Source organism: Blautia sp. 1001283B150304_161114_C9, assembly GCF_015668165.1.
GTDB classification, from domain to species: Bacteria; Bacillota; Clostridia; order Lachnospirales; family Lachnospiraceae; genus Blautia_A; species Blautia_A wexlerae.
Window position 1 is genome coordinate 11,983 of record NZ_JADPGO010000031.1, and the last position, 23,710, is coordinate 35,692.

Annotated in this window: 18 protein-coding genes; all 18 read right to left on the reverse strand. The window is 39.3% G+C overall.

Translation table 11 applies throughout. The features are described 5' to 3' along the window. Positions 1–346: 346 nt before the first annotated feature. A complete protein-coding gene (locus tag I4V44_RS13930) occupies positions 347–1,855 on the reverse strand; it encodes a S1C family serine protease (protein WP_062807465.1) in 1,509 nt (502 codons plus the stop codon). A gap of 188 nt (positions 1,856–2,043) precedes the next feature. Beyond that, positions 2,044–4,533, reverse strand: coding sequence for a DUF5722 domain-containing protein (locus tag I4V44_RS13935; protein WP_118569884.1), 2,490 nt, complete (start codon positions 4,531–4,533; stop codon positions 2,044–2,046). 364 nt (positions 4,534–4,897) lie between these two features. After that, on the reverse strand, positions 4,898–5,467 hold the full coding sequence (gene lepB, locus I4V44_RS13940) for a signal peptidase I (RefSeq protein ID WP_008708256.1): 570 nt from the start codon (positions 5,465–5,467) through the stop codon (positions 4,898–4,900). A 786-nt stretch (positions 5,468–6,253) separates the two neighbouring features. Continuing rightward, positions 6,254–7,813, reverse strand: a complete 1,560-nt coding sequence (locus I4V44_RS13945) for an aminotransferase class I/II-fold pyridoxal phosphate-dependent enzyme (protein ID WP_025581324.1) — start codon at positions 7,811–7,813, stop codon at positions 6,254–6,256. Between the two features lie 1,017 nt (positions 7,814–8,830). Continuing rightward, complete coding sequence (locus tag I4V44_RS13950; protein WP_026650143.1) at positions 8,831–10,078, reverse strand: 3-isopropylmalate dehydratase large subunit; 1,248 nt, start codon at positions 10,076–10,078, stop codon at positions 8,831–8,833. Positions 10,079–10,096: 18 nt separating this feature from the next. Beyond that, entirely contained in the window at positions 10,097–10,588 is a 492-nt protein-coding gene (locus tag I4V44_RS13955) for a LeuD/DmdB family oxidoreductase small subunit (RefSeq protein WP_022380260.1), read from the reverse strand. Between the two features lie 268 nt (positions 10,589–10,856). Next, entirely contained in the window at positions 10,857–12,107 is a 1,251-nt protein-coding gene (locus tag I4V44_RS13960; RefSeq protein ID WP_008708262.1) for a 3-isopropylmalate dehydratase large subunit, read from the reverse strand. Position 12,108: 1 nt separating this feature from the next. After that, on the reverse strand, positions 12,109–12,591 hold the full coding sequence (locus I4V44_RS13965) for a LeuD/DmdB family oxidoreductase small subunit (protein ID WP_008708263.1): 483 nt from the start codon (positions 12,589–12,591) through the stop codon (positions 12,109–12,111). A gap of 159 nt (positions 12,592–12,750) precedes the next feature. Beyond that, positions 12,751–13,941, reverse strand: a complete 1,191-nt coding sequence (locus I4V44_RS13970; RefSeq protein WP_118593562.1) for a phosphopentomutase — start codon at positions 13,939–13,941, stop codon at positions 12,751–12,753. A gap of 121 nt (positions 13,942–14,062) precedes the next feature. Then, positions 14,063–14,506 (reverse strand): cytidine deaminase, encoded by a 444-nt coding sequence (cdd, locus tag I4V44_RS13975; RefSeq protein WP_055058233.1) that lies wholly within the window; start codon positions 14,504–14,506, stop codon positions 14,063–14,065. Positions 14,507–14,524: 18 nt separating this feature from the next. Next, complete coding sequence (gene udp, locus I4V44_RS13980) at positions 14,525–15,310, reverse strand: uridine phosphorylase (protein ID WP_118576288.1); 786 nt, start codon at positions 15,308–15,310, stop codon at positions 14,525–14,527. Positions 15,311–15,734: 424 nt separating this feature from the next. After that, positions 15,735–16,127 (reverse strand): hypothetical protein, encoded by a 393-nt coding sequence (locus I4V44_RS13985; protein ID WP_118576286.1) that lies wholly within the window; start codon positions 16,125–16,127, stop codon positions 15,735–15,737. Between the two features lie 45 nt (positions 16,128–16,172). Then, entirely contained in the window at positions 16,173–18,155 is a 1,983-nt protein-coding gene (locus tag I4V44_RS13990; RefSeq protein WP_118759564.1) for an alkyl/aryl-sulfatase, read from the reverse strand. A gap of 336 nt (positions 18,156–18,491) precedes the next feature. Beyond that, positions 18,492–19,283 carry a LytTR family DNA-binding domain-containing protein gene (locus I4V44_RS13995; RefSeq protein WP_118587993.1) on the reverse strand — a complete coding sequence of 264 codons (792 nt, stop codon included), beginning with the start codon at positions 19,281–19,283 and terminating at the stop codon, positions 18,492–18,494. 1,040 nt (positions 19,284–20,323) lie between these two features. Further along, positions 20,324–20,896, reverse strand: a complete 573-nt coding sequence (locus tag I4V44_RS14000) for a CDP-alcohol phosphatidyltransferase family protein (RefSeq protein ID WP_118569864.1) — start codon at positions 20,894–20,896, stop codon at positions 20,324–20,326. Then, positions 20,886–21,950: an FUSC family protein gene (locus I4V44_RS14005; protein ID WP_055060228.1), complete on the reverse strand. Its 1,065-nt coding sequence runs from the start codon at positions 21,948–21,950 to the stop codon at positions 20,886–20,888. Before I4V44_RS14005 ends, I4V44_RS14000 begins: the two co-directional genes overlap by 11 nt. Before the next feature lie 33 nt (positions 21,951–21,983). Beyond that, positions 21,984–23,027 carry a HAMP domain-containing sensor histidine kinase gene (locus I4V44_RS14010; protein ID WP_118587994.1) on the reverse strand — a complete coding sequence of 348 codons (1,044 nt, stop codon included), beginning with the start codon at positions 23,025–23,027 and terminating at the stop codon, positions 21,984–21,986. Beyond that, entirely contained in the window at positions 23,027–23,698 is a 672-nt protein-coding gene (locus I4V44_RS14015) for a response regulator transcription factor (protein WP_003698938.1), read from the reverse strand. Before I4V44_RS14015 ends, I4V44_RS14010 begins: the two co-directional genes overlap by 1 nt. Positions 23,699–23,710 lie beyond the last annotated feature (12 nt).

Consider the following 23,710-nt stretch of genomic DNA (forward strand, 5'->3'; position numbering starts at 1 on the left):
AATCTTTGTTACTGTTCACACACCACTATCCCGAGACATACAAGCCAAAATTCCATTGCCGCAGGCAATCTGGAATGAATTTTGGCTACGTTACTGTGAACGGAGTGAACAGTAACGAATCTTTTCCAAAATATAATCAACCCGCCGCAGTGTGATTCTGCCCGGAGGGCTTTATTATGCTATAAGAATATTATGGAATGGTTTCCCATAACATAATAAAGCACTTTCACATGTAATTCTCTCACATATGAAAGTGCTGATATCAGGCAGATGAAATCATCCGCATCACTACACACTATCACAGATTTTATATCCGGATATCATATAATTTTATTTTCTGCCGGTATTATCTGAAAAATCCCTGATTCTCAAAGTACTGGATAAATGGATTCTCACTTTCCTCTGTATCATCGGAGTCCATACTATCCTCACTGTCTGTATCTTCGTCTACATCTTCATCAGCATCTTTTGAGGATTTCTTAGAATCCTTTTTAGATTTCTTACTGTCTTTATCGTTATCATCACTGTCATCAGCATCTGTATTCTCATCCAGAGTTACTTTAACAGTCTCTTCTTTATAACTTGTTCCATGAGGAACCTGCACAGTCAGTTCTACCTCTTCATCTGGTTCATAATAGGAAAGATATTCGATCAGCTGATTAATACTTGAAACAGTTTTTCCATTAAATTCAGTAATAACGCTGTTTGCTTTCAGACCTGCTTTATCAGCAGCTCCACCTTCTGTTACTTCTTTTACAAAAACTCCTGCTGGAATGCCATACATCTGAACTGCCTCAGAACTTACAGAAGAACCTTTGATTCCAAGTACACCATGTTCAGAATCATCCAGTTTATCTCTTGATGTCTCATTCATCAGATTCTGAAGAATGTCAGTCACGTCTGAGATTGCAATTGCATAACCCATACCTTCTACTTCAGTAGAAGCAAGTTTTGCAGAGTTGATACCAACAACCTCGCCTTCCATATTCAGAAGAGCACCGCCACTGTTACCAGGGTTGATAGCCGCATCTGTCTGGATCAGGTTTACACCGTCACTGCTGTCATCACTTCCATCTGTTACTGTGTTATTGTCAGAATCCATTCTGCGGTTCTTGGCACTTACAATACCGGTTGTAACAGACTGTCCATATCCAAGAGCATTACCGATTGCAACTACCTGCTCGCCCACTTTCAGATCATCAGAACTGCCAATATTCGCAATTGAAATGGCGTCCATTGTATCATCTTCAACATCATCCAGAGATACAGATACAACTGCAAGATCTCTCTCTTCATCAAATCCCTTTACGGATGCCTCCACTGCATTTCCATCTGTAAATGCAACTGACAATGTATCCGCACCTTCTACTACATGATAATTTGTAGCAATCAGAAGTTCATCATCATTCTTACCAACAATAATACCGGAACCACTGCCCTCTACTTCCTGTTCCTGCTGCTGTGGCGCATATCCATACATTCCATACATTCCGAAGTAATTCTGTACCTCCTGAACTGACTTGGTTGTAATAGATACAATAGATGGAAGTGCTTCTGATACGATTTCAGACACATCAAGGCTTCCTTTTGCTGTGCTGCCTGTATCTTTGCCGGTATCTGATTTGGAATCACTGGCATCTGCATCCTTCTTCTCGGATTTTGCATATGTCAGGGTTGTCTCGTCCTTATTTGAAGCAGCTTCTACCGTTGTGGCTCCGCTCCATCCTGCAAGTTTATTTACTCCCTCAAAGCTTCCTGCTGCCAGTCCTCCTGCAAGTACTGCACATAAGCTGAATGTAAGGCCTTTCTTTGCAATCTTTCTGATTTTATCATTTCTGTTATCTTTGTTCATCATAATAAAGTCCCTCCATGAATCTATGTCATTTATCTATGTCATTTATTTATCTCTGTTTCCTTTTTATGCTTCTAAGTATAGGAATGATTTGTGTTCTTTGTGTGGGAAAAATGTGTTTAATTTGTGACAATTTTATACATTTCCAATATGACAGCAATTTTTAAAAACAGTCCTGTCTGTCAGTTACATCACTTTCGATACATGGAGGAAATTTTTCCGGTACTATATCCCGGAACCAGTGATTTCCAGTTTCCAACCTGACTTTTTAGTACCTTTTCTGTATATTTCAGGGAATTGGAACTATCCATATTTTTAAAGACATTATACGCTGTTTTCTTTTTCCCATTGGCATCCTTCAATCCCATTGCCAATCCCTGAGCCACCTCATGGGCTTCATCTTTATAGCTTCTTATAATAAATGCATCAATCATTGGATTGCAGGCAGCCTTATAATAGGCCAGTGCAATTGCTGCCGCCTGATTTGCCTGTCCTCCATAAGTGGAAGAAAATCCCTGTTCCGAAAGAATGATCCTTGTATTGGAACCAAATCTATTTTTCACATAATCTGTAAGTGTCTGGATATTACGCATAGTGATAAACGTGGTGGTGTTCGCATCACTGGTAAACATGGATGCATTTGCACCTGACCAGAACTGTGAATCTGAAAGCGGCTGATTATATGCATGATATGCCAGATTCCAGTTCACATCTTTCTGCATATCAGAAATTTTCGCCGCAAAGCTTTCCAGAGTTGATCTTGCACTATAGCAGATAGTAAAGGCATTTTTCTGATTCCAGCAATTATCCAGACAGATAAATACTTTGGAACTTCCCCGGCTGCTTTTCACTGCATTGTAAAGGCAGCGAAAAGCTTCACTGTACATGGAGATAAATTTTGAAAAACTGACATTCCCTACATAATAATATCCGCTTGCACTGTTTACTTCATTTCCCAGGATCCAGTTACTTATATAACAGTTATTTTTTCCAAACTTCTCTCCCAGATATGCAAACATTGCTTCCATAGTCTGTCTAGTTGTGCTGTTATCTGTGTTCCATCCATAATAAGCTGTTTCTGCATAAGGACTGTTTCCCGTAATAAAGCTCTGCGTACTGGCATTCCTGTCAATACTGATCTGTGCCGTCACCTGGATTCCCTTTGCATTACATTGCTGAACAAGATATACATATCCGTACAGACCATTAAAATGATATGTTTTCCCATTATATTTATATGTTTCCACACCACTGTCTTTTCGCATCAGGTCTGAAATATATAAGTTAAAAAATACTGTTTTGGATTTTGTATCTGTCAGCTCGTTGATATCTGTAGCCTGAATTCCTTTTTTGGTCCCCGGAACAAAATATGCTGCTGTATTTGTACTGAGTTTCTCCGGATTGCTGACATAGCTTTTCGGACTGATCACACTATACGCAGATTTAGATTTTTTTATCCCTATGGCAAATTTTCCCTGTGCATATTCCGGATGTCCGGAAATGTTCAGCTTAAATGTGATCTTCCCTTTTGCCTTCTCCGGCTTCTTTACTTTACCCACCGTTTTTTTCACTTTACCGGAATTAGAATCTACATACACCAGATAGTAATAACCATCCGAACTTTTCACATAATTTGAAACAGTTGCGGATACAGTGATGGTATTCGCCTTTGTTCCTTTTAAATAATCCAGTGATGCAGCTTTCGCCGAAGGACTGATTTCCTTTGTCCATTTTGCATATAAAGTAAGGGAACCTTCTGAACCCTTTTCAATCACGCTTATCTGATTTTTATACTTACTGTCTGTATACCATCCCACAAAATGATATCCGGAACGCGTCGGCTTTTTAAATTTAATCTCATCTTCTGAAGTATAAGTTTTGGGATTAGCAGTATTATTTTTTCCTTTATTAAGTTTATATGTGATTTTATATTCGGATGCTTTCTCCCAGATTGCATACAGGGTTATTGCTGTTGTATCTCCTGCTGCAATAGCCTTATCTGTAGATATATCCGGACTTGTTCCATCATTTTCTGTGTCTGATATCTGCATTTCTGCCTTATCAGTCTTTTCTTCCCATGATGCGCTGTCCGTCTGTGCCACATCATTTTCTTCCTGCATCACATCTTTTTCTGGTTTTATTTCTTCTCCGGCTTCTGTCCTCTCACTGGTTTCCTGAGCCTGCTTTGCCATATCTGCTGTTTCAAGAAGTTTCTTAATAGAGTCTCCCGGTTTATAGGTTTCACCGGTTCCATCTTCTTTCGTATTCCACTCTTTAAAAATGTACCCTGTCTTTCCCCTCAGTGCTTCCGGTACTTTAGCAGTATCCGCATCTGCATAGGGTATCACATATGTTTTTTCCAGTTTACCATCACTGTAAAGCAGAATGTTATAACCTTCCGCACTCTGTCCGGCATTTACTGAATCTTCTGTCTCCGACTGTTCCGGTTCCTGATCTTTTAACTCTCCTGTTCCAAACTCATCTCCACTGTTATTCTCATCAGATATTTTATTTCCTGACTCATTTCCTGTCTCATATCCGGCACCATCTTCAAAAACATCTGCTGCTGATTCAACACTTCCTGCCGAAAACTCTGAAGCCCACAATGTCTGCGGTATACAGGACGGAACTGTCATAGATACCGCCAGTCCCATTGCTATAAACTTTTTCCATCTTTTCATATTCGTCTTCCTTTCTCTTTTTACATTTTACGGAATTGTTGTAACTATCCAGCATTCCATTTTCTTTATTTTCCTCCTGTCTTACAGTATAACATTTGAAAAATCCACAGACAACAAAAGACTGTCAAAATCAGGACACTAATATGTGATTTTCCTGATTTTAACAGTCTTTTATAAAATTTCCAAACTGCCTGTAACTACCCGGCAGTTTAACCGAATCAAGTAAGTCCCCTGCGGAGGTTGCGAAAAGCAATAAGCAGTGGGTGGGACTTGCTTTTATCAGGAGGAGTGCAAGCTCCTTCTGATAAACTGCGAAGCGGATGATTTTATCCGCTTGACTTTTGAAAATATGGAACCGTCACGATTATTTTACAGTTCCTATCTTATTTAACGGCCAGTAACGAACTGCTACTTCTGCCTCTATTGCATCTTCCTCTACAAACGGATTTTGCCAGTATCTGGAATCCATACTGTGGTTTCTGTTATCTCCTAACATGAAATAACATCCCTCCGGAACTGTATACGGTCCAAAGCTTCCTTCCGGTGTTTCCGGACAAAAGCTGTCATCCAGCGGTTCTTCGGAATCATTGATATACACTTTTCCATCTACAATGTTTACTGTTTCTCCCGGAAGACCAATTACTCGTTTTACAAAAAGCTGAGATGGATCATCCGGATATTTAAATATTACAATATCAAATCTCTCCGGATCATCTTTTATATATGCCAGACGATTTCCAAATACTCTGTCACCTGTCATAATTGTTTCTTCCATAGAACCTGACGGCACTCGTGCATTAATATATACAAAGTGTCCCAACAGAAACGCTATAACAAAGACTGCAATGATAATCTTTGCATAGTCCCACAACTCCCTCCACACAGACCTGCTTTTGTCTGACTGTTCTGTCTGGTTTTTTTCCTCATTTTCCATTTTTCGTCATACCTCCAGAAATTTATATCACAGCATCATTTGATGATATCAGGGGCAAAATACTTTTAAACCTAACCTCATTTACTGTTATCAGAATAATAACTATTTCGCAAATAACGCATTAAACATAGTTTATCACATCTGATAGTTATTCACCACTTAATTTTTTATAAAATTTTGTCACCATTTGATTCTTGGTTACTGTTCACTCCGTTCTCAGCAACACGCTTCGCGATGCAGGAAATATGAACCTCCTTGTGCAATGCCCAAGGAGTATCGTTTGCTTCGCAAACTTAATTTATGCTAATCGCATAAATTCGCGCGGTATGTCTTGGGTTTTCTGTGACCTTCGCTCACAAAAAACACCTCGCGGGATATTACCAGTGAACAGTAACGATTCTTGGACAATCTTGTCGGCACATTATGTTTCACGTGAAACAAACATATTGTCTTCCTGTAGTAATTCCACAATTTAACCGAATCAATTAAGTCCCCTGCGGAGGTTGCGAAAAGCAATAAGCAATGGGTGAGGACTTGCTTGTATCAGGAGAAGTGTAAACTCCTTCTGATAAACTGCGAAACAGTTATTCGGTTATGAACAAGCAGCGAAGCGGATGATTTTATCAGCTTGACCCGAGTCAAACAAATCTACTGCAGCACAATTATTCTATGTAGAGCTGCGTAGCAAAATGGATAATTTTATCCGTTTGACCAAAAGTTTTTATAATATCAGGAAATGGGTACTATGTTTCACGTGAAACATAGTACCCATTTCTCACTGACAGATTATATTTCCTGCTGGTAATATTCCAGAAAATCTCTGATTTTGCCGGCTGCTTCTTTTAATACTTCTATTCTTGGTAAATAAACCACTCTGAAGTGATCCGGCTGATGCCAGTTAAATCCACCGCCATGTACAAGCAGAATCTTCTTCTCTTTTAATAAATCTAATGCAAATTTCTCATCATTTACGATATTAAATTTCTTTGTATCAATCTTAGGGAACATATAAAATGCAGCTTTCGGTTTCACAGCAGTAATTCCCGGAATATCTGTCAGCGCATTATAAATAAATTCTCTCTGCTCATAAATACGTCCACCAGGAACAATATAACTCTCCACACTCTGATGTCCGCCCAATGCAGTCTGAACAATTGACTGCGCCGGTACATTAGAACAAAGTCTCATATTAGAAAGCATCTTGATTCCTTCTATATAATCTTTTGCAACTGCCTTATTGCCACTAAGAATCATCCATCCGATTCTAAAGCCCGCAATCATATGTGATTTGGATAAACCGCTGAATGTTACACAGAATAAATCCGGAGCCATTGAAGCAATGGAAATATGTTCTGCTCCGTCCATTACAAGACGGTCATAGATTTCATCAGAGAAAATGATCAGATGATGTTCTCTGGCAATATCTACTATCTGTTGTAATACCTCTCTCGGATACAACGCACCAGTCGGATTATTCGGATTTATAATAACGATTGCTTTTGTTCTGCTGGTAATTTTCTTTCTGATATCATCCATATCTGGATACCATTCTGCCTGCTCATCACAAATATAATGTACTGCTTTTCCACCAGCTAAAGTTGCACATGCAGTCCACAACGGATAATCCGGAGATGGAATCAAAATCTCATCTCCATTATCCAACAGAGCTGACATACAGAGATTAATCAGTTCACTGACACCGTTTCCTGTATAAATATCCTCAATTGATACATTAGGGAGTTTTTTCAACTGTGCATACTGCATGATCGCTTTTCTGGCAGAAAACAAACCTTTTGCAGGAGAATATCCCTCACACTCTGTCAGCTGCTGTCTCATATCATAAATCACTTCGTCCGGTGTTCTGAATCCAAATGGTGCCGGATTTCCGATATTCAGTTTCAAAACCTGAGTTCCTGCGTTTTCCATACGTGCAGCTTCTTCTACAACCGGTCCTCTTACATCATATAATACGTTATTTAATTTAGATGATTTTTTAAATTCACGAACCTGTACTTCCTCAACTGTCTCCCTGGTATTTTCTTTCATATTATTATAATTGTAATCAAATTTCATATTTTCCATTTGAATTCCTGCCTCATTTGTCTCTTTCTTTAAAGTGTCTACAGATACATCGGTTCCTTTCAGCCATTCAGTTTCTACTCCTAATGTTGTCGCCAGAAAATTAAGAATTTCTGATCTGGGAGTTGTTTTTCCACTCAGATACTGGCTCACATGACTCTTTCCAAGTTTCACGCCCTGCTCTGCCGCCTTTTTTACAAGGTCAATCTGCTTCATATTCTTCTGTTCCATTGCTTTTTTTAATCGTTCAGCAAATATATTATTCATAAATACTATCTCCGTTCTCTGTAAAAAACAAATTACACTGTTATAATCAATGGTTATTGTTATATTTCTTAATTCTTTCGCATATATGTTATAGAAAGAACAGATATATTTGTTTATACGGGAATCAAAATACATTCAGACATACAAACATTAATTAAGTTCAAATGTATTTCTTTCAGCATCATACACGAATATATGTTCTGTTCATTTTTAAATCCCGCATTTTATCAGCTTTTTCAAGTTTTTTTCTTTGCTATTATACTATAATTGAACTAATAATTCAACGGTAAATTTTATTATTTTCAATTTCATCAGTAAAGTTCAACTTTTAGTTTATTTTATAGTTCATTATTAATTGAACCATATTGAACATGTTAATTGTTTTCGTTACATCGGTTCAATTAGTTTAATTTATATTTTGAACTATACATCGAACCAGAATTTAACTTTTCTTATTTTAGTTCAATATATGTTCAATTTAAGTTTTGATGTTTTTGAAATTCCTTTTATTTATGCGGCTTTCTCGTCATTTCGCAGATTCTATTTGTTCAATTTTAAGTTCAAAAAACACATGTTTTCGTCGGAGATCAGACTCACACTGGACAATCTGTCTGAGAAACTTTTTCTATGCAATCAAATTTACAGGCTTTTCCACGCCTTTTCTTTCCTTATTATCCCGTCAGATGATTTATTATGTGATATGAAACATATTACAGTGTCATTCTCTGACACAAGAAAAATCCTGCAAGCAAGATTCTCCGTCTGCGGCAGGTAACTTCAGCGATATAATTCCTTTACACCGCAGTGCGCTCCTGCCTGGAAGGCTTTACTTTCTCTGCACCTTTATGTATGTTATAGGAACATTACAAAGTAATCTCCTATAACATAAAATAAGTCCACTGCTTACTCCTTTTATAAATAATGCAGTGGACTTATCTGTTAATTTTATTCTTTTGTTATTCTGTAGTTTCGTTGCTCATCTGTACAATTTATATCGCATTGGTTTTATTGTACGTTTTATTTCTCTGGATTTACAATTTTACCAGCAATTGCACATGCTGCTGCTGTTTTTGGTGATGCAAGGTAAATCTCTACCTTAGATGTTCCCATTCGACCAAGGAAATTTCTGTTATTTGTAGCTACTACACGTTCACCGTCGGTAAGGATACCTCCTGCACGTCCACAGCACAATCCACATCCGGGATGTGTGATCATTGCACCTGCTTCTGCCAGAGTATCCATAATTCCCTCTGCAATTGCCTGACGGTATATTTTACGGCTTGCAGGAGTTACAATCAATTTAACGTAATCTGCTACCTTTTTGCCCTTTAACACCTCCGCTGCAGCTCTGAGATCCTCCAGACGGCCATTTGTGCAAGAACCGATAAATACCTGATCTATTTCTGTTCCTTCAAGTTCACTTACATTTTTAATCTTATCTACCTGAGACGGACATGCCATAACCGGTACAAAATCCTCTGCGCGATAAGTGATTGTTTTCATATAGGTTGCATCTTCATCTCCTGTAAGGCTCTTCTGGAACTCATTCAACTCTATGTCACAATATTCTGCAGTTTTTTCATCCGGTGTAAACAGTGCACATTTTGCACCTGCCTCAATCGCCATATTTGCCATAGTCATACGGCTTGCTACTGTCATATTCTTTACTGTACTTCCGGTAAATTCAAGTGCTCTGTATGTTGCTCCATCAGCTCCCAGATCACCGATCAGACGCAGGATGATATCTTTGGACATAACATTTTCCGGAAGTTCTCCCTCGATCACAACCTTAATTGTCTCAGGAACTTTGATCCACATAGTTCCTGTTCCCAGAATACTTGCCATCTCTGTATATCCGATACCGGAAGAGAAAGCGCCTACACATCCGTAGGTAGTGGTATGGCTGTCTGTACCAAATACAATATTTCCCGGTTTTACATAACCTGCCTCTGTCATTAACTGGTGGCAGATTCCATCACTTCTGTGAACATTTTTCATGCCATATTTCCTGGCAAAAGCATCTCCCGCATGGAAATGTCTGGTATCATCTAACTGACTTGCAGGAACCAGATGGTCATATATGAGTACTGCTTTATCTGGATCCCAGAGCTTCGTAAAGCCCATTTCTTCAAACTTTTCTGCTACAAATGGAATAAATATATCATGAATCATAACCCTGTCTACATTGACCGTTACAATGTCTCCAGGCTTTACTGTTTTTCCAACATTGTTTCTTATAATTTTCTCAATAACTGTCTCGCCCATTTTCCTCTCCTTTCCAAATCAATCCAGCCCATTCAGTTTGCGCATGGCTTTTACAAGTCCGCCAGCCTGAATAATGCTCATCAGATTTTCCGGAAGAGAAGCAATCGGGTACTGTTTTCCATTGTAATCTACATGTTCATTCATTACCACAGTGACTTCATCACCTTCTTTGATATCATCATGAAGATCTGGCTGCTCGATCAGTAACAGACCATTATTAATAGAATTTCTGAAGAAAATTCTCGCAAAAGATTTGGCAATTACACACTGAATTCCCAGTGCTTTGATAATTTCCGGTGCCTGTTCTCTGGAAGAACCACATCCAAAGTTCTTTCCTGCAACAATAATGTCGCCTTTCTGAATCTGTCCTGCCAGTTCCGGACGCAGAGGACTGAATCCGTACTGTTTCATATCGTCGATTGTTTTCAGTGCGAGATATTCTGTTGGAATAATAATATCTGTATCAATGTCATCATCCAGAACCCACACTTTTCCTGTGAATTTTTCCATAATCTTACCTCTTATCTTCTATCTTCACTTGTAACTGTTCAGTACTTTCACAGTCACAAGTTAAAATTCATTCAAATGAATTGTGAATATCCGCTTTGCTACGCGACTCTATACCATACCGAATAACTACTCCGCAGTTTATCAGGATGAGCTTGCTCTCCTCCTGATACAAACAAATCTCCACCTGCTGTCTATTGCTTTTCGCAACCTTCGCAGGAAATTTACTTGATTCGGTTAAATGTTTCACGTGAAACATTTATAATTAGCATCACACCTCACTTGCCAGCGCAATCTTTCCTGTAATGGCAGATGCTGTAACAGTAGCCGCTGATCCCAGATATACTTTGGAGCTTGGGTGTCCCGCACGGCCTTTGAAATTACGTGTTCCTGTACTGATCAGAACTTCATTCTCACCGATTACACCCTGACAGCTTCCCCAGCATACGCTGCAGTTCGGATTCATAACAATGGCTCCAGCCTCCATAAACGTGTCAATAAGCCCTTCTTTTAATGCCTGACGGTAAATAGTCTGGCTTGCAGGCACAACCAGGAATCTGACGCCCTCAGCAACCTTCTTGCCCTTGATAATTTCTGCACCGACACGCAGGTCTTCAATACGTCCGTTGTTACAGGAGCCCAGAAATGCTTCATTGATTTCGATTCCGCAGGCTTCTTCTGCAGGCACAACATTGTCTACAAAATCAGGTTTCGCAACTACAGGACGGACTTTTGATAAATCAAATGTATATTCTCTCGCGTAAACTGCATCCGGATCACTGTGATATACAGCCTTTGGCTCACGTCCATGTTCTTTCAGATATTCAATAGCTTTTTCATCTGCTTCAAAGATACCTGTCTTTGCACCGGCTTCTACTGCCATGTTGCAAAGCGCCATACGATCGCTGATACTGAGTGTTTTCGCACCCTCGCCTGTAAATTCCATCGCCTGATAGTTACATCCATTTGCACCGATTTCCCCAATAATTGTAAGAATCAGATCTCTTGCATAAACTCCTTCCGGAAGTTTACCTGTCAGATTAAATTTTACACTCTCAGGAACCAGTACCCATGAAGTACCTGTTACCATACCATAAAGGAAATCTGTACATCCTACGCCTGTTCCAAATGCACCTAACGCACCGTATGAACAGGTATGGCTGTCTGCACCAAAGATTAATTCACCCGGACGGACATAATTCTCAATCATAACCTGATGGCAGACACCTTTTCCTTCCCAGAAATCAATGTTATGTTCTTTTGCAAAATCCCGCATCTTCTTCTGGGATGCTGCTGTTTTCGGGCTGTCAGATGGTACATTATGATCCACGATAAACACCAGCTTGCTTGTATCTGCAATGTGCGGATTTTTCAATTTATTGTTATACATATCAACCGTAAGATGTGTAGTTCCATCGTTACTCATGAGACGATCAAGTTTAACTGTATGGATATCTCCCGGTTTTACGCTGTCAACGCCTGCTGCCGCAGCAATAATCTTTTCTGCAATTGTCATTCCCATTTTACTTCTCCTCCTTGTTCAGAGATGCGATCAGACCACCCTGATTCAAAATATTCTGCATATATTCCGGAAGCTTTGTACAGGAATATGTTTTTCCGTTAGCTTCAACTGTTCCCTCTGACATATGAAGAACCATCTTATCTCCGGTATTTACTTCGTCCGGAAGATCTTTGCAGACAATTACCGGCAAACCAATATTAATAGAGTTTCTGTAAAAGATTCGTGCAAAAGATTTTGCTACAACTGCCTGTACTCCTAACGCTTTCAGAACACCAGGTGCCTGCTCTCTGGAAGAACCACATCCAAAGTTTTCTCCACCTACCACGAAATCTCCTGGTTTTACTTTCTTTGAAAAATCCGGATCCAGAGATTCAAATGCATGACCTTTCATCTCATCCAGATTCGGAAGTAACAGATACTGTGATGCTATGATCTGGTCTGTATCCAGGTCATTATGAAATTTAAAAATTGTTCCTGTTTCCATAAAAACTGTTTCCTTTCTGTATCATTTTATCTTTTTACAATTTATCACTTGTCTCTCTTTAACGATTTAGTCAGATAAATTCTTTTCCTATTTTAGCACAAAAGACAGGAGATTGAAAACGCCTGTTTTCAATATTCCTGTCTTTTTTTACAATCGTTATTACATTAACTCTTTTAAAACAGAATGTCCAATTGTTCCCTCAGGCATTGGCACTCCAAAATTCTCCGCCACAGAAGCACCGATCACAGCAAAAGTATCTTCGTCTTTTATCGCACCGCCATTTTTCATTCTCTTTGAGTAAGCAATGAATGGTACATATTCTCTTGTATGGTCAGTTCCTGTATAAGTCGGATCATTTCCATGATCTGCAGTGAGAATAAGCAGATCATTCTCTCTCATTTCTTCTAACAACACACCCAGATTTTTGTCAAATTTCTCAATCTCTTTTCCGTAACCTTCCACATTTCTTCTGTGTCCCCATAATGCATCAAAATCTACAAGATTAACAAAACATAACCCTCTGAAATCTCTCTTGCAGATTTCAATTGTCTGCTCCATTCCATGTACAGAGCTGTTTGAATGATGAGTTTCTGTAATGCCTTCTCCGCAAAAAATATCATGAATCTTTCCAACACCGATCACATCAAATCCATGATCTTTCAACACGTTTAACGTGGTAAGTCCGGTGGGTTTCAATGCATAATCATGACGGTTACTGGTACGTTTAAATTCACCTTTTTTCTTACCAATGTACGGTCTTGCAATAACTCTTCCAACTCTCCATTCATCCTTCATGGTAATTTCTCTTGCAATTTCACAGCAGCGGTACAGATTCTGAAGATCAAAAGTTTCTTCATTTCCGCAAATCTGAAGAACAGAATCTGCTGAAGTATAAACAATCATTGCACCCGTCTGAATCTCCTCTTCGCCCAGTTCCTCAATAATCTCCGTTCCGCTTGCGCTCTTGTTTCCTATCACTCTTTTTCCGCATCTTTTCTCCAGTTCTGCGATCAATTCCGGCGGGAACCCTGTTTCTGTAAAGGTTTTAAATGGTTTTTCTGTTTTGATTCCCATCATCTCCCAGTGTCCGGTCATGGTATCTTTTCCATTGCTAGCTTCACCCAGATGCGTATATCGCCCCTTGGGATTCTCAACACCCGCCATTTTTCCTGCCGGATGAAGATTCAGCATTCCCAGTTTTCTAAGATTTGGAATCTCCAGAGAACCCATTTTCTCAAGAATATGTCCAAAAGTATCCACCCCGATATCACCAAATTTTGCTGAATCCGGCATTGCCCCGATCCCCAGAGAATCAAGTACAATTACAAAAATTCTGTCGTAATTTTTCATTTATGTTTACTCCTTCTCTTACATTTTATTAATCGCTGACCTTTTCCTGTTCCCTTTTATTCGTCATTCACTTTTTTTACTTTTCGCAATTAAAAATCACTTGCAATGATGGGCGTTTACCTTATATTTCTCGGGAATTTATCAGATTTCGTAGTCCAAATCCCAGCGGTAGCAAATCCTTCAGTGTGTAGATATCATAATGCTCTTTATCTATTGCCAGAATAATCCGAAATGTCTCCGGATCACAGAACTCCATCATTACCTGACGGCAGACACCACAGGGAGCTGTATACTCTGTCAAAATCCCATCTTTTCCACCCACAATACAAATTGCGTCAAACTCCCTGACGCCTTCGCTCACTGCTTTAAAAATTGCGGTTCGTTCTGCACAGTTCGTAGGTGTATATGCTGCATTTTCAATGTTACACCCTGTATAAATCTGTCCGTTTTTTGTAAGTAATGATGCACCAACCTTAAAATTTGAATAGGGTGTATAAGAAAATTTGAGCTGTTCCATTGCAGTCTCAATCAGTTTGCTGATCATTGATTTTTCCAGATTCTGCATTCTCTGTCACCTCCGTCCTTACAGAACTTGTCCCTGATCTTCTTTAATCATTCTGCGGATTGCCTCTACAGCTACCCGGATTGCCATGTCTGTGTCATGTACAACCGGATTCTCAAGACCCAGCTTCTCTCTCTCCTGATTTGCCAATACCAACAGACAGGAACCCATCCTCGCCCTGAGTTTACCGGCTACGATGAAAAGTGCCGCGGATTCCATTTCAGAAGCAAGACATCCCATTCGTTTCCAGGCTTCCCATTTATTGATCAACTCATAACCTGCCGGCATTGCTTCCGGCTCATGCTGTCCATAGAAAGAATCTTTAGACTGTACCACACCTGTATGATATATAAATCCTTTCTCCTTCGCAGCTTCAACAAGAGCATTGGTCACATCCAGATTTGCCACTGCCGGATATTCAATTGGCGCATATTCTCTGCTTGTTCCTTCCATACGTACTGCTGCTGTCGCAATTACAATGTCTCCACTTTTTATTTCCGTCTGCATTCCACCACAGGTTCCGATTCTGACAAAAGTATCCGCTCCGCAGCGATACAGCTCTTCCATTGCAATGGACGCTGATGGGCCACCAATACCGGTTGACGTTACACTGACCTTCACTCCATCCAGTGTTCCTGTATAAGTGATATATTCCCTGTTGTCTGCGATCAGCACAGGATTATCAAAATACTGTGCAATCTTTACACATCTTTTCGGATCTCCCGGAAGGATCACATAACGGCCCACTTCATCTTTTGCCACTTGAATATGATACTGTCTGTTTACATCTTCTGAGTAATTTTTCATAATCATCCCATCCTTTTCGTTTTCACGTGAAACATCGGTTGCCACTGTTTAACAATCCTCTTAATTAATGCATTTAAGACAGTTCAACAGGATTTCATGTTCTGATGAGCTGAATCAATATACATTATTTACAAGAATTACTATAGTATCTTCCTTTTATTATGATTATAAATCATATACCTGTATGAGAAAAGTTCTTTTTTAGACCTGAATCCAATATCCGTCCATCTGCAAATATCTTCCTTGTTAATTTACGGTTATAAAAAAACTGAGGTCGTCGCTCCACGATAAGGAACTCTGACCTCAATGGATTTGTGGCTGTTTTATAAGTTAACTCTCGAGAGGTAATTAATTCTCATATTATTAACTACATATCTTGAATAAACCGCATAAATAAGCCATTCTTTTGAATCGAGAGTTAATTTTACAGGAAGTTAAGAAGAGTATTTCCATCCGCATCCTGCTCTATCTTTGGATACAGCGCAACTTCAACTGTATTGGCACCAAGCCCTGCAAGAGCTACCAGTGCACGATAAGCATATTCTGTATTGAAATCTCCGATCGGTTCACCAAAATAGTCCCACTGACCAAGCTTTTTTGAGAATTTCTGGCCCTCTTTGATAAGCTTTAGCTGAATTTCTGTCAGCATTGTCTTCCAGTTTTCTGCAACATCACCGGTAAGAACAGAAGTGTCAAATTCCATACCAGGACCTATATTCACAGCTGCTATTTTTTCAAGCATTTCCTTATCCGCAGCTGCCGGAGAATTCTTTACCATCAACTCATTGGCCTTATTAAAAAATGTGATCGGATCCACATTAGGAGTCACCACAGTCCTGAATTGTGCTTCCGCCCCAAAGCTTTATGGTTCAATAATATTAAAATATTTATACTCTGACGTGATAGTAACCGCATCCATCAATCGTGTCAGGCAGGTCTCATCACCCTCCTGTTCGATCAAGGCAGCAACATTCTCAGCGTTTTTCTGAACAACAGCCAACAGTCCGGCACGTTTGGTATTCCATGTCACATCTGCATCCGGATCCTGTGCATCCTTCTGATAAAGAAGTACGCCATTTTTTACGCGGAGTACATAATTACCTTCCGGCAATATAATATTTGCTGTAAAGGTCAGATCTGGAATCTTCGTCGTATCTACAAAAATTCCCAGATAATCCAGAATCATATCCGGTGTCATATGTAAGAAAACATCACCGTTACCGCTACTTCGCGTTGCATCATCGGTATTTGTACCATTTCGCAGTTCCTGTGCAGCACAAAGATAAGCACTGCGCCATGGACCTGATTCTGCCTGATATCCCAATTGCTCCAATGCATCCGCACACAGATAACGTGCATCCGTATTTTCCGGATCAGCAAAAACCAGCGTATTGGTAATCTGAGCCACCCACTGATATTCTCCCTTTGCAAAATCTTCTTTTGCTTTTTCAAGAACAGCATCTGTATCACCGAAATATTCTACCAGCTTTTGGGCATAATCCGATGGTGTAAGTTCAGCAAGATGGACAGGATTACCGTCATACCAGCCCATATATTTCTCATATACTGCCTTCGAATTATGAGAAACTGTACCGTAATACTGACGAGTATACCAGACTTTCTCCAGTTCCTCCGGAAGCTGGATCATATTGGCAATCTCTGTTTCCGTATAACCTTCATTAATGTAGAGCAATGTCTGGTCGTTAATAAACTTATATACAGCTGCTGTATTGGTCATATATTCCTGAATGGTATCATTTCCCCAATGTGGCCAGTTATGGGACTGGAATACCACATCTGCCTTATCACCATAGAGAGCCAGAGATTCCATGATGTACTCTGCCCATGCGTTTCCGTCACGCACCTGGGCTCCGCGGAGTGTATACAGATTGTGGAGTGTTCCTGTACAGTTTTCAGCCATCCACAAAGCATTTTTGGATCCAATCCAGAAGTTCATCTCTGCCGGTGCTTCGGTGCCCGGAGTAAGCTGAAATTCAATTTCCACTCCGTCAATGGTATGCTTCTCACCAGTTTGTGTGATTTCAAGTGTAGGAGAAATATAACTTGTGCTGCCCTTGGACTGTCCCATACCAATACCAATGGCAAGGGATCCTGTTTCACCACCCTCAAGCATTGTTCCATACTGATAACTTGCTCTTCGTCCCATAGCAGTACCTGCATAAATATTCTCGCTGACAGCATGCTTCTCAAAGCCTTCCGGTGCAATTACCTGCACATTACCGGCTTGTACCTCTTCTTCCGAAACAATTCCCTTGACTCCACCGAAATGATCAACATGAGAATGGCTGTAGATCACTGCCTTTACAGGAAAAGTGCCCAGATTCTCTTCCACCAGGGCAAGAGCCGCTTGTGCACACTCTACACTCATCAATGGATCTACTACAATCCATCCTGTATCGCCTTTTATGAATGTGACATTTGACATATCATAGCCACGCACCTGATAAATTCCATCCGTTACTTCAAAAAGACCATAAATGTGATTCAGCTGTGTATCTCTCCAAAGACTGGGATTCGCTGTATCCGGAGCATCCTGATCCAGAAAAGCATATACCGTCTGACTCCATACAAGCTTTCCGTTCTCATCATAAATATCCAGAGTATCCGGAGAAGCGATCTGACCCTTTGTAGCATTCTCAAACTCTGCAGTATCCTCGAAATCCAGCAATGCATAAACTTCCTGGTTTGCATCAATCGTATACTGAGTGGCCGGTTTACTTTCCGCTGTTAATTCTGATGCTGCAGCTGCGGTTAAACTGCCACAGACAGTCATGGTAAATGTCAATGCGGCGGTAATCAAAGCAATTACTTTTTTTCTTTTCATGCTATTTCCCCCTTGTTCTACAAGAATTTTGAATATTCTCTGCTGTAAATCTTAATTGATCACAAGAGCTATATTTAACCGAATCAAGTAAGTCCCCTGCGGGGGTTGCGAAAAGCAATAAGCAGTGGGTGGGGACTTGCTTGTATCAGGAGGAGTGCAAGCTCCTTCTGATAAACTGCGGAGCAGTTATTCGGTTATGAGCAAGTAGCGAAGCGGATTGCGAATATCCGCTTGACTAAAATATAGCATGAATATATCAGGGAAACAATCAAGCTGTTGCAAAATGACATTTTTATTACGGTAAATCAACACAATAAGCGGTAAAACAACATTTCTTTATATAGTGGGATTACTTTTCATAGCAACTGCAGCCAACCTGACCAGATGATTTTCTTCACTTATAGATTTCATTTGGTCTGCATTAAACAAAATGCATCCACAGTGTCCCGGAAATGTGGGAAAACATATAATTTTCAGATTGGTATCTATTTCCGGACTATAGTCCATGATTTCAAGTGTTTCGCCGTACAAGGTGGCACGTTCATAAACATGAAGCCATTTTGCGTCCATATTGGAGAAAAGGCTGGAAAAGGAATTTCCGATCATCTTGTCCAACGGCAGCTTTTCCAATGTAGCCAAGGCTTCATTCCCATATCGAAAGATCCAGTCCACTGCCTTTTTTTCTTCATTAAATACCATTTCTATATCCGTAAATGCAAACGGGAGACTATCACATATTTTATAATATTTGCCATATTCTTCCGGGGTCAGCGGCAGCTTTTTTTTACTGATCTTTGCAATCATTAGCTCCTGTTTTTTCTGCAGTTCTTCTCTGAGAGCCTTTTTCTTTCTCTTTGTATAGCAGATTTCCTCTCCATTAGACAGTAAAATTTTATCTCCAATATCACTGATTGCAGACACAGCGATCATACAGCCACGTTTTACCTCCATAAACCCTTCATTCAACTGCTTCTTCAATGCTTTCAGTGTCATTCGGCAACGATAAACACTTCCATCAAACATATGAATCGTACAATGATCATCTGACATGATCACATAAAGAATGTCTGCACACCGGATAGCAATCTTAGTACGATTAAAAGTTACTGTAATAAATTCCTGCTGCATAGCTGATTCTCCTCTTATAAGTAAAAATCTACGATTACTCTTTCTTCTTCATATATATTGTTTTACATCCTGCACTCAATTCGTATTATAACACTTTCATCGGTCAGTTCTGAGTATTTTTACATCTCTGAATAAGGGATAACACCAGAACGAAACCCAAATGTTAGCTAAAAAATACTTCTTTTTTGTGAAAAATCATTACACGAACGTGATCAGAAAACAAGAAAGAATCCTGCTTGCAGGATTCTCCGCCTGCGGCGGGTCGCTTCAGCGACATAATTCCATTCCGCCGCAGTGCGATCCTGCCCGAAGGGCTTTGTTATGTTATAGGAACATTACGGAGTAATTTCCTATAACATAACAAAAGCGTTCGTTGTCAGCTAATCCAGCTAACATTTCGAACGCTTTGAAGCCCGTCCATAAGAGGATTTGAACCTCCGACCCCTCGCTTAGGAGTTCATCCTGGTACAGAAAACAGCTTGCATTCTATGTCAATCAAAGTCATTCAAAGCCTTGATTTTACTGCTTTTTCTGTCAATTTCAGAAAAGATAAGAAAACCTGTTTTCATCTGAGGAATTACAGTTTGGGTGGAAAAATGGTGGATTTTCCACCATTAGGGTAAAGCCAACCTGTTCCTTCCAATTATAAATGATGACTACCATTACCTGACATTTTACAGTAATGATTATTTGGTTTTCTTATTAGATCTATGTCTATTATACCGTGCTTGCGGTCAACTGTCGATAACAAATTGACCGCAAATGTATTATTTTTTCTTACGTTTACACTTTGTATCACAAAACTTCTACACTTCAAATACTCGGAAGTGTTTCTGAACAGATTCATATTTCCCTGTTTCGTAATTTAGTATTTTCCATACCGGATTTAATTGCTCGTCCGTTAACGGAGTAACCTGATTGTCTTTATCCAGCCATGCAAAAATTATCTGTTCTGATTCTATCCAGGTTAAGTTTTTATCCTTCTTTATCTCATCAATATTCTCCTAAATATTTTTCTAGTCATTGCAATATAAAATTGCTTATACAGTCTCTCCCTTAAGAGTCCTGGTATTCTGGATAATATACAGAGAGACCGATATGACCATCATTATAGCGCACAAACCAATCAACAGATCTGATACCATCGGTGTAATGTGGAACCATATAATATGCACCGCTGCAGTTCCATATAATAAAAAGGTTACTATCTTTCCATGCCAGTCTGCACCATGTACTTTTCCTGTCTTTTGTATCACAAGACATCCACTGACTACCATATACAGCTCCTTACCTGCCATTATTACGATTAAAAGAAGCACATGCGGAAAACGAGTAAACAGACAGATTAACATCGCTGCCTGTGTCAGCTTATCAGCCACCGGATCAAGTATTTTTCCTAAATTACTAATTCTATGGAATCTTCTTGCGATATATCCATCAGCAAGATCCGTAAGACCAGACAGCAATAAGATTTCACCAGCTAACAGAGGATTTTTCTTTACACAATAACTCCATATAATTACCGGAATCAGACAAAGCCGAAAAAAAGAAAGAAGATTAGGAACCGTAATAATTCTATTCAAATTTTCTTCCTGATTCACTTCACTCTGCATGTACGGTCACCTCACTTTCCTTTTTTTTAGACATAAACCAATAAAATATAACACAAAATGCTAAAGCAAACACAACACCAAAAACATTTTGAATCACTCTAAGACTAACCGCTCCTTGTAGTCCATAAGTCTCTGCAGCAATGGCTAAAGCACCAAATGTGTTAAATACTGCCTGCCAGCCATATTGTGCTGAAAATCCTACACCGATTCCACCAAGAATTCCTATATATGCATAGATTGACGAAGGAAGCAGAAAATATAATACTGTAAAACATATAACACCTGCAATATTTCCGACAATCCTTTTACGGACTCTGTAGTGCATATCTTCCATAAACGGCAAAATCGTGGACATGGCCGCAATACCAGCCCACATTGCACGTGGCATATTACAAAGTTCTGCAATGCAAAGGACAATCGGTACGCATAAAATCTGACATATCTGCCATTTTGTTCTGGAAGAAGTGATATCAAATTCTTGTATCAGATCTTTCAGATTTCTTTTATAAGTTCTGTTTTTATGATTTCGATAAAATACGAAGCAGGTAAGTGCTGCACCTAAAGCCATTCCGACTAATCGCATCTGATAGCTTTTTCCCGTAACATCATAACCATATAGTAGCAGATACCCAAGAACCAATGTAGATTGATTAAACATGAATGGATTATGGCATCCGAACAGAATCAACACAGCCAGTGCCGCAATATTTAACAGCATTCCCAATACCGGTGAAAACTGATTTGCTAAATGCGGACATACAGTCATAATTACAAAGAACAAAGCCAAAAGCATCGTAGATTGTCCGGTGTGGATCCCCAGATCCGCATTTCTAAACACCATGAGACATAATAAGACTACTACACCTACAATGCTGTTCTCATTTCCAAATAGGATGCTGAAAATACTAACAAAGAAAAAACAAAATGCCATTGTAACAGCTATCTTCACCAGATATACCCACATATGATATAATTTTTCTTTTAGTGTTTCACTCTTTTTCAACAGGTTTTTAGAACCTGTCTGATTTAACTGCAACTCCTGATAAAATGTCATATAAATCCTCCCATCTTCTAATTTATCTTAAAACTATATAATCTCATCTTTCTGCTTTGGCAGCTCTATAACAAATCTGCATCCACCATATTCACGGTTTTCTGCTTTGATTGTTCCTCCGGCACTATCTACAATCCGTTTTACAAGTGCAAGACCTAGGCCATTTCCTTCTGCTTTATGAGATCCATCTACCTGATAGAACTTGTCAAATATTCTGGATTTTACATCATCCTCTATTCCTGGTCCTTCATCTTCCAGAATGAACTTAACAGAATCCTGTTCTTGTTTCAGAAACATCGTAATTGTCCCCTTTGAAGGGCTGAACTTAATCGCATTATCCAAAAGATTTATCCAGATATGCATAAAAAGTCCTTCATTCCCAGTATATTTAACTTCCTCCAATTCTACCTGAAAACCAATTTCTTTTTCTGTCCATTTTGTTTCCAATGAAAGAAATGCCTGGCGGATCTGTTCATCCAGACGATATTCTGTTTTTTTCATTGGTATATTCTGATTCTCTAACTTGGATAACAGCAAAATATTACCAACCAATCCGGAAAGTCTTTGGGTGTTAAATAAGATTTTTTCTACATATTCCTCTTGATCCGGAGACAGTTCTTCTCCCTGAAGCAGCATTGTATATCCTTCAATGGCATTAATCGGGGTCTTAAACTCATGAGAAACATTAGATACAAAATCCATCTGCAGCACCTCTGTTGCACGAAGTTCTTTTGTCATAACATTAAAACTTTGATAAGATTCTCCAACTTCTGCTATACGGCTGTTCGTTTCCAAATGCTGTTCAAAATCTCCCTGAGAAACTTCCTTCATTGCTTTACTAAGTCTGGTAATTGGTTCCAGTAACTTTGCATTGATAAAGGAAGTGATCAGCCCTGCAATCAATGTATTGAAAATCAAAAGCCAGCCAAGCACAGGTATGCTGCCCGGCAGATTAAAAAAATGATTCAAAAAAGCAAATAATAAAGCAGATATGACTGTTGAAAATACAAGTGCCAGCCAGATTGCACCAGTCAGACAGGATCGGATCCGCAATACTTTTTCTTTCTTTTGTTCCATTATTTTTTCACCACCTTGTATCCAATTCCACGCATTGTTACGATTTCAAAATCAGGGTTATCTTTAAAACGCTCTCTGATTCTTCCTATATGTACCTCTATCGTATGTGGGTCTGCCTCCGTCTCGTATCCCCATACTTCATCCATCAACTGTTGTTTTGTAAATGTTCTGCCTGGCGAAGCTGCAAGCTTATATAAAAGCAGGAATTCTTTTTTAGGCAAAACAAGACTTTCCTTATCAGTTGTAACCGTCATTGCATCATAATCAAACTCTGTTGAACCGATCACAATTTTGTGTTCATTCAGTATCTGTGCACGGCGAAGCAGTGCTCCGACTCTTAAAACCATTTCATTCACATTTACCGGTTTTACCATATAATCGTCACTTCCCGAAAGAAATCCCTGGCGCATATCATCAAAGGAACCTTTCGCAGTGATCATAAGCACTGGTATCTGATATCCTGCTGAACGAAGTTCTGACACCAGTTCATAGCCATCCATAACCGGCATCATAATATCAGAAATGATCAGATCAATATATTCCTTATCCAATACTTCTAATGCCTGTGCTCCATCCGATGCACTTTTGACTTGATATCCATTCTTCTCAAGCACTTTTTGGAATAGCTGGCTTAATTCTTTATCATCTTCTACAATCAATATTTGAAACACGTTTTCCTTCCT

What these genes read in the sequence shown, in the direction of transcription:
- I4V44_RS13930 (WP_062807465.1), bottom strand. Translation starts at nt 1,855, where the DNA reads ATGATGAACAAAGATAACAGAAATGATAAAATCAGAAAGATTGCAAAG.
- I4V44_RS13935 (WP_118569884.1), bottom strand. Translation starts at nt 4,533, where the DNA reads ATGAAAAGATGGAAAAAGTTTATAGCAATGGGACTGGCGGTATCTATG.
- lepB (WP_008708256.1), bottom strand. Translation starts at nt 5,467, where the DNA reads ATGGAAAATGAGGAAAAAAACCAGACAGAACAGTCAGACAAAAGCAGG.
- I4V44_RS13945 (WP_025581324.1), bottom strand. Translation starts at nt 7,813, where the DNA reads ATGAATAATATATTTGCTGAACGATTAAAAAAAGCAATGGAACAGAAG.
- I4V44_RS13950 (WP_026650143.1), bottom strand. Translation starts at nt 10,078, where the DNA reads ATGGGCGAGACAGTTATTGAGAAAATTATAAGAAACAATGTTGGAAAA.
- I4V44_RS13955 (WP_022380260.1), bottom strand. Translation starts at nt 10,588, where the DNA reads ATGGAAAAATTCACAGGAAAAGTGTGGGTTCTGGATGATGACATTGAT.
- I4V44_RS13960 (WP_008708262.1), bottom strand. Translation starts at nt 12,107, where the DNA reads ATGGGAATGACAATTGCAGAAAAGATTATTGCTGCGGCAGCAGGCGTT.
- I4V44_RS13965 (WP_008708263.1), bottom strand. Translation starts at nt 12,591, where the DNA reads ATGGAAACAGGAACAATTTTTAAATTTCATAATGACCTGGATACAGAC.
- I4V44_RS13970 (WP_118593562.1), bottom strand. Translation starts at nt 13,941, where the DNA reads ATGAAAAATTACGACAGAATTTTTGTAATTGTACTTGATTCTCTGGGG.
- cdd (WP_055058233.1), bottom strand. Translation starts at nt 14,506, where the DNA reads ATGCAGAATCTGGAAAAATCAATGATCAGCAAACTGATTGAGACTGCA.
- udp (WP_118576288.1), bottom strand. Translation starts at nt 15,310, where the DNA reads ATGAAAAATTACTCAGAAGATGTAAACAGACAGTATCATATTCAAGTG.
- I4V44_RS13990 (WP_118759564.1), bottom strand. Translation starts at nt 18,155, where the DNA reads ATGAAAAGAAAAAAAGTAATTGCTTTGATTACCGCCGCATTGACATTT.
- I4V44_RS13995 (WP_118587993.1), bottom strand. Translation starts at nt 19,283, where the DNA reads ATGCAGCAGGAATTTATTACAGTAACTTTTAATCGTACTAAGATTGCT.
- I4V44_RS14000 (WP_118569864.1), bottom strand. Translation starts at nt 20,896, where the DNA reads ATGCAGAGTGAAGTGAATCAGGAAGAAAATTTGAATAGAATTATTACG.
- I4V44_RS14005 (WP_055060228.1), bottom strand. Translation starts at nt 21,950, where the DNA reads ATGACATTTTATCAGGAGTTGCAGTTAAATCAGACAGGTTCTAAAAAC.
- I4V44_RS14010 (WP_118587994.1), bottom strand. Translation starts at nt 23,027, where the DNA reads ATGGAACAAAAGAAAGAAAAAGTATTGCGGATCCGATCCTGTCTGACT.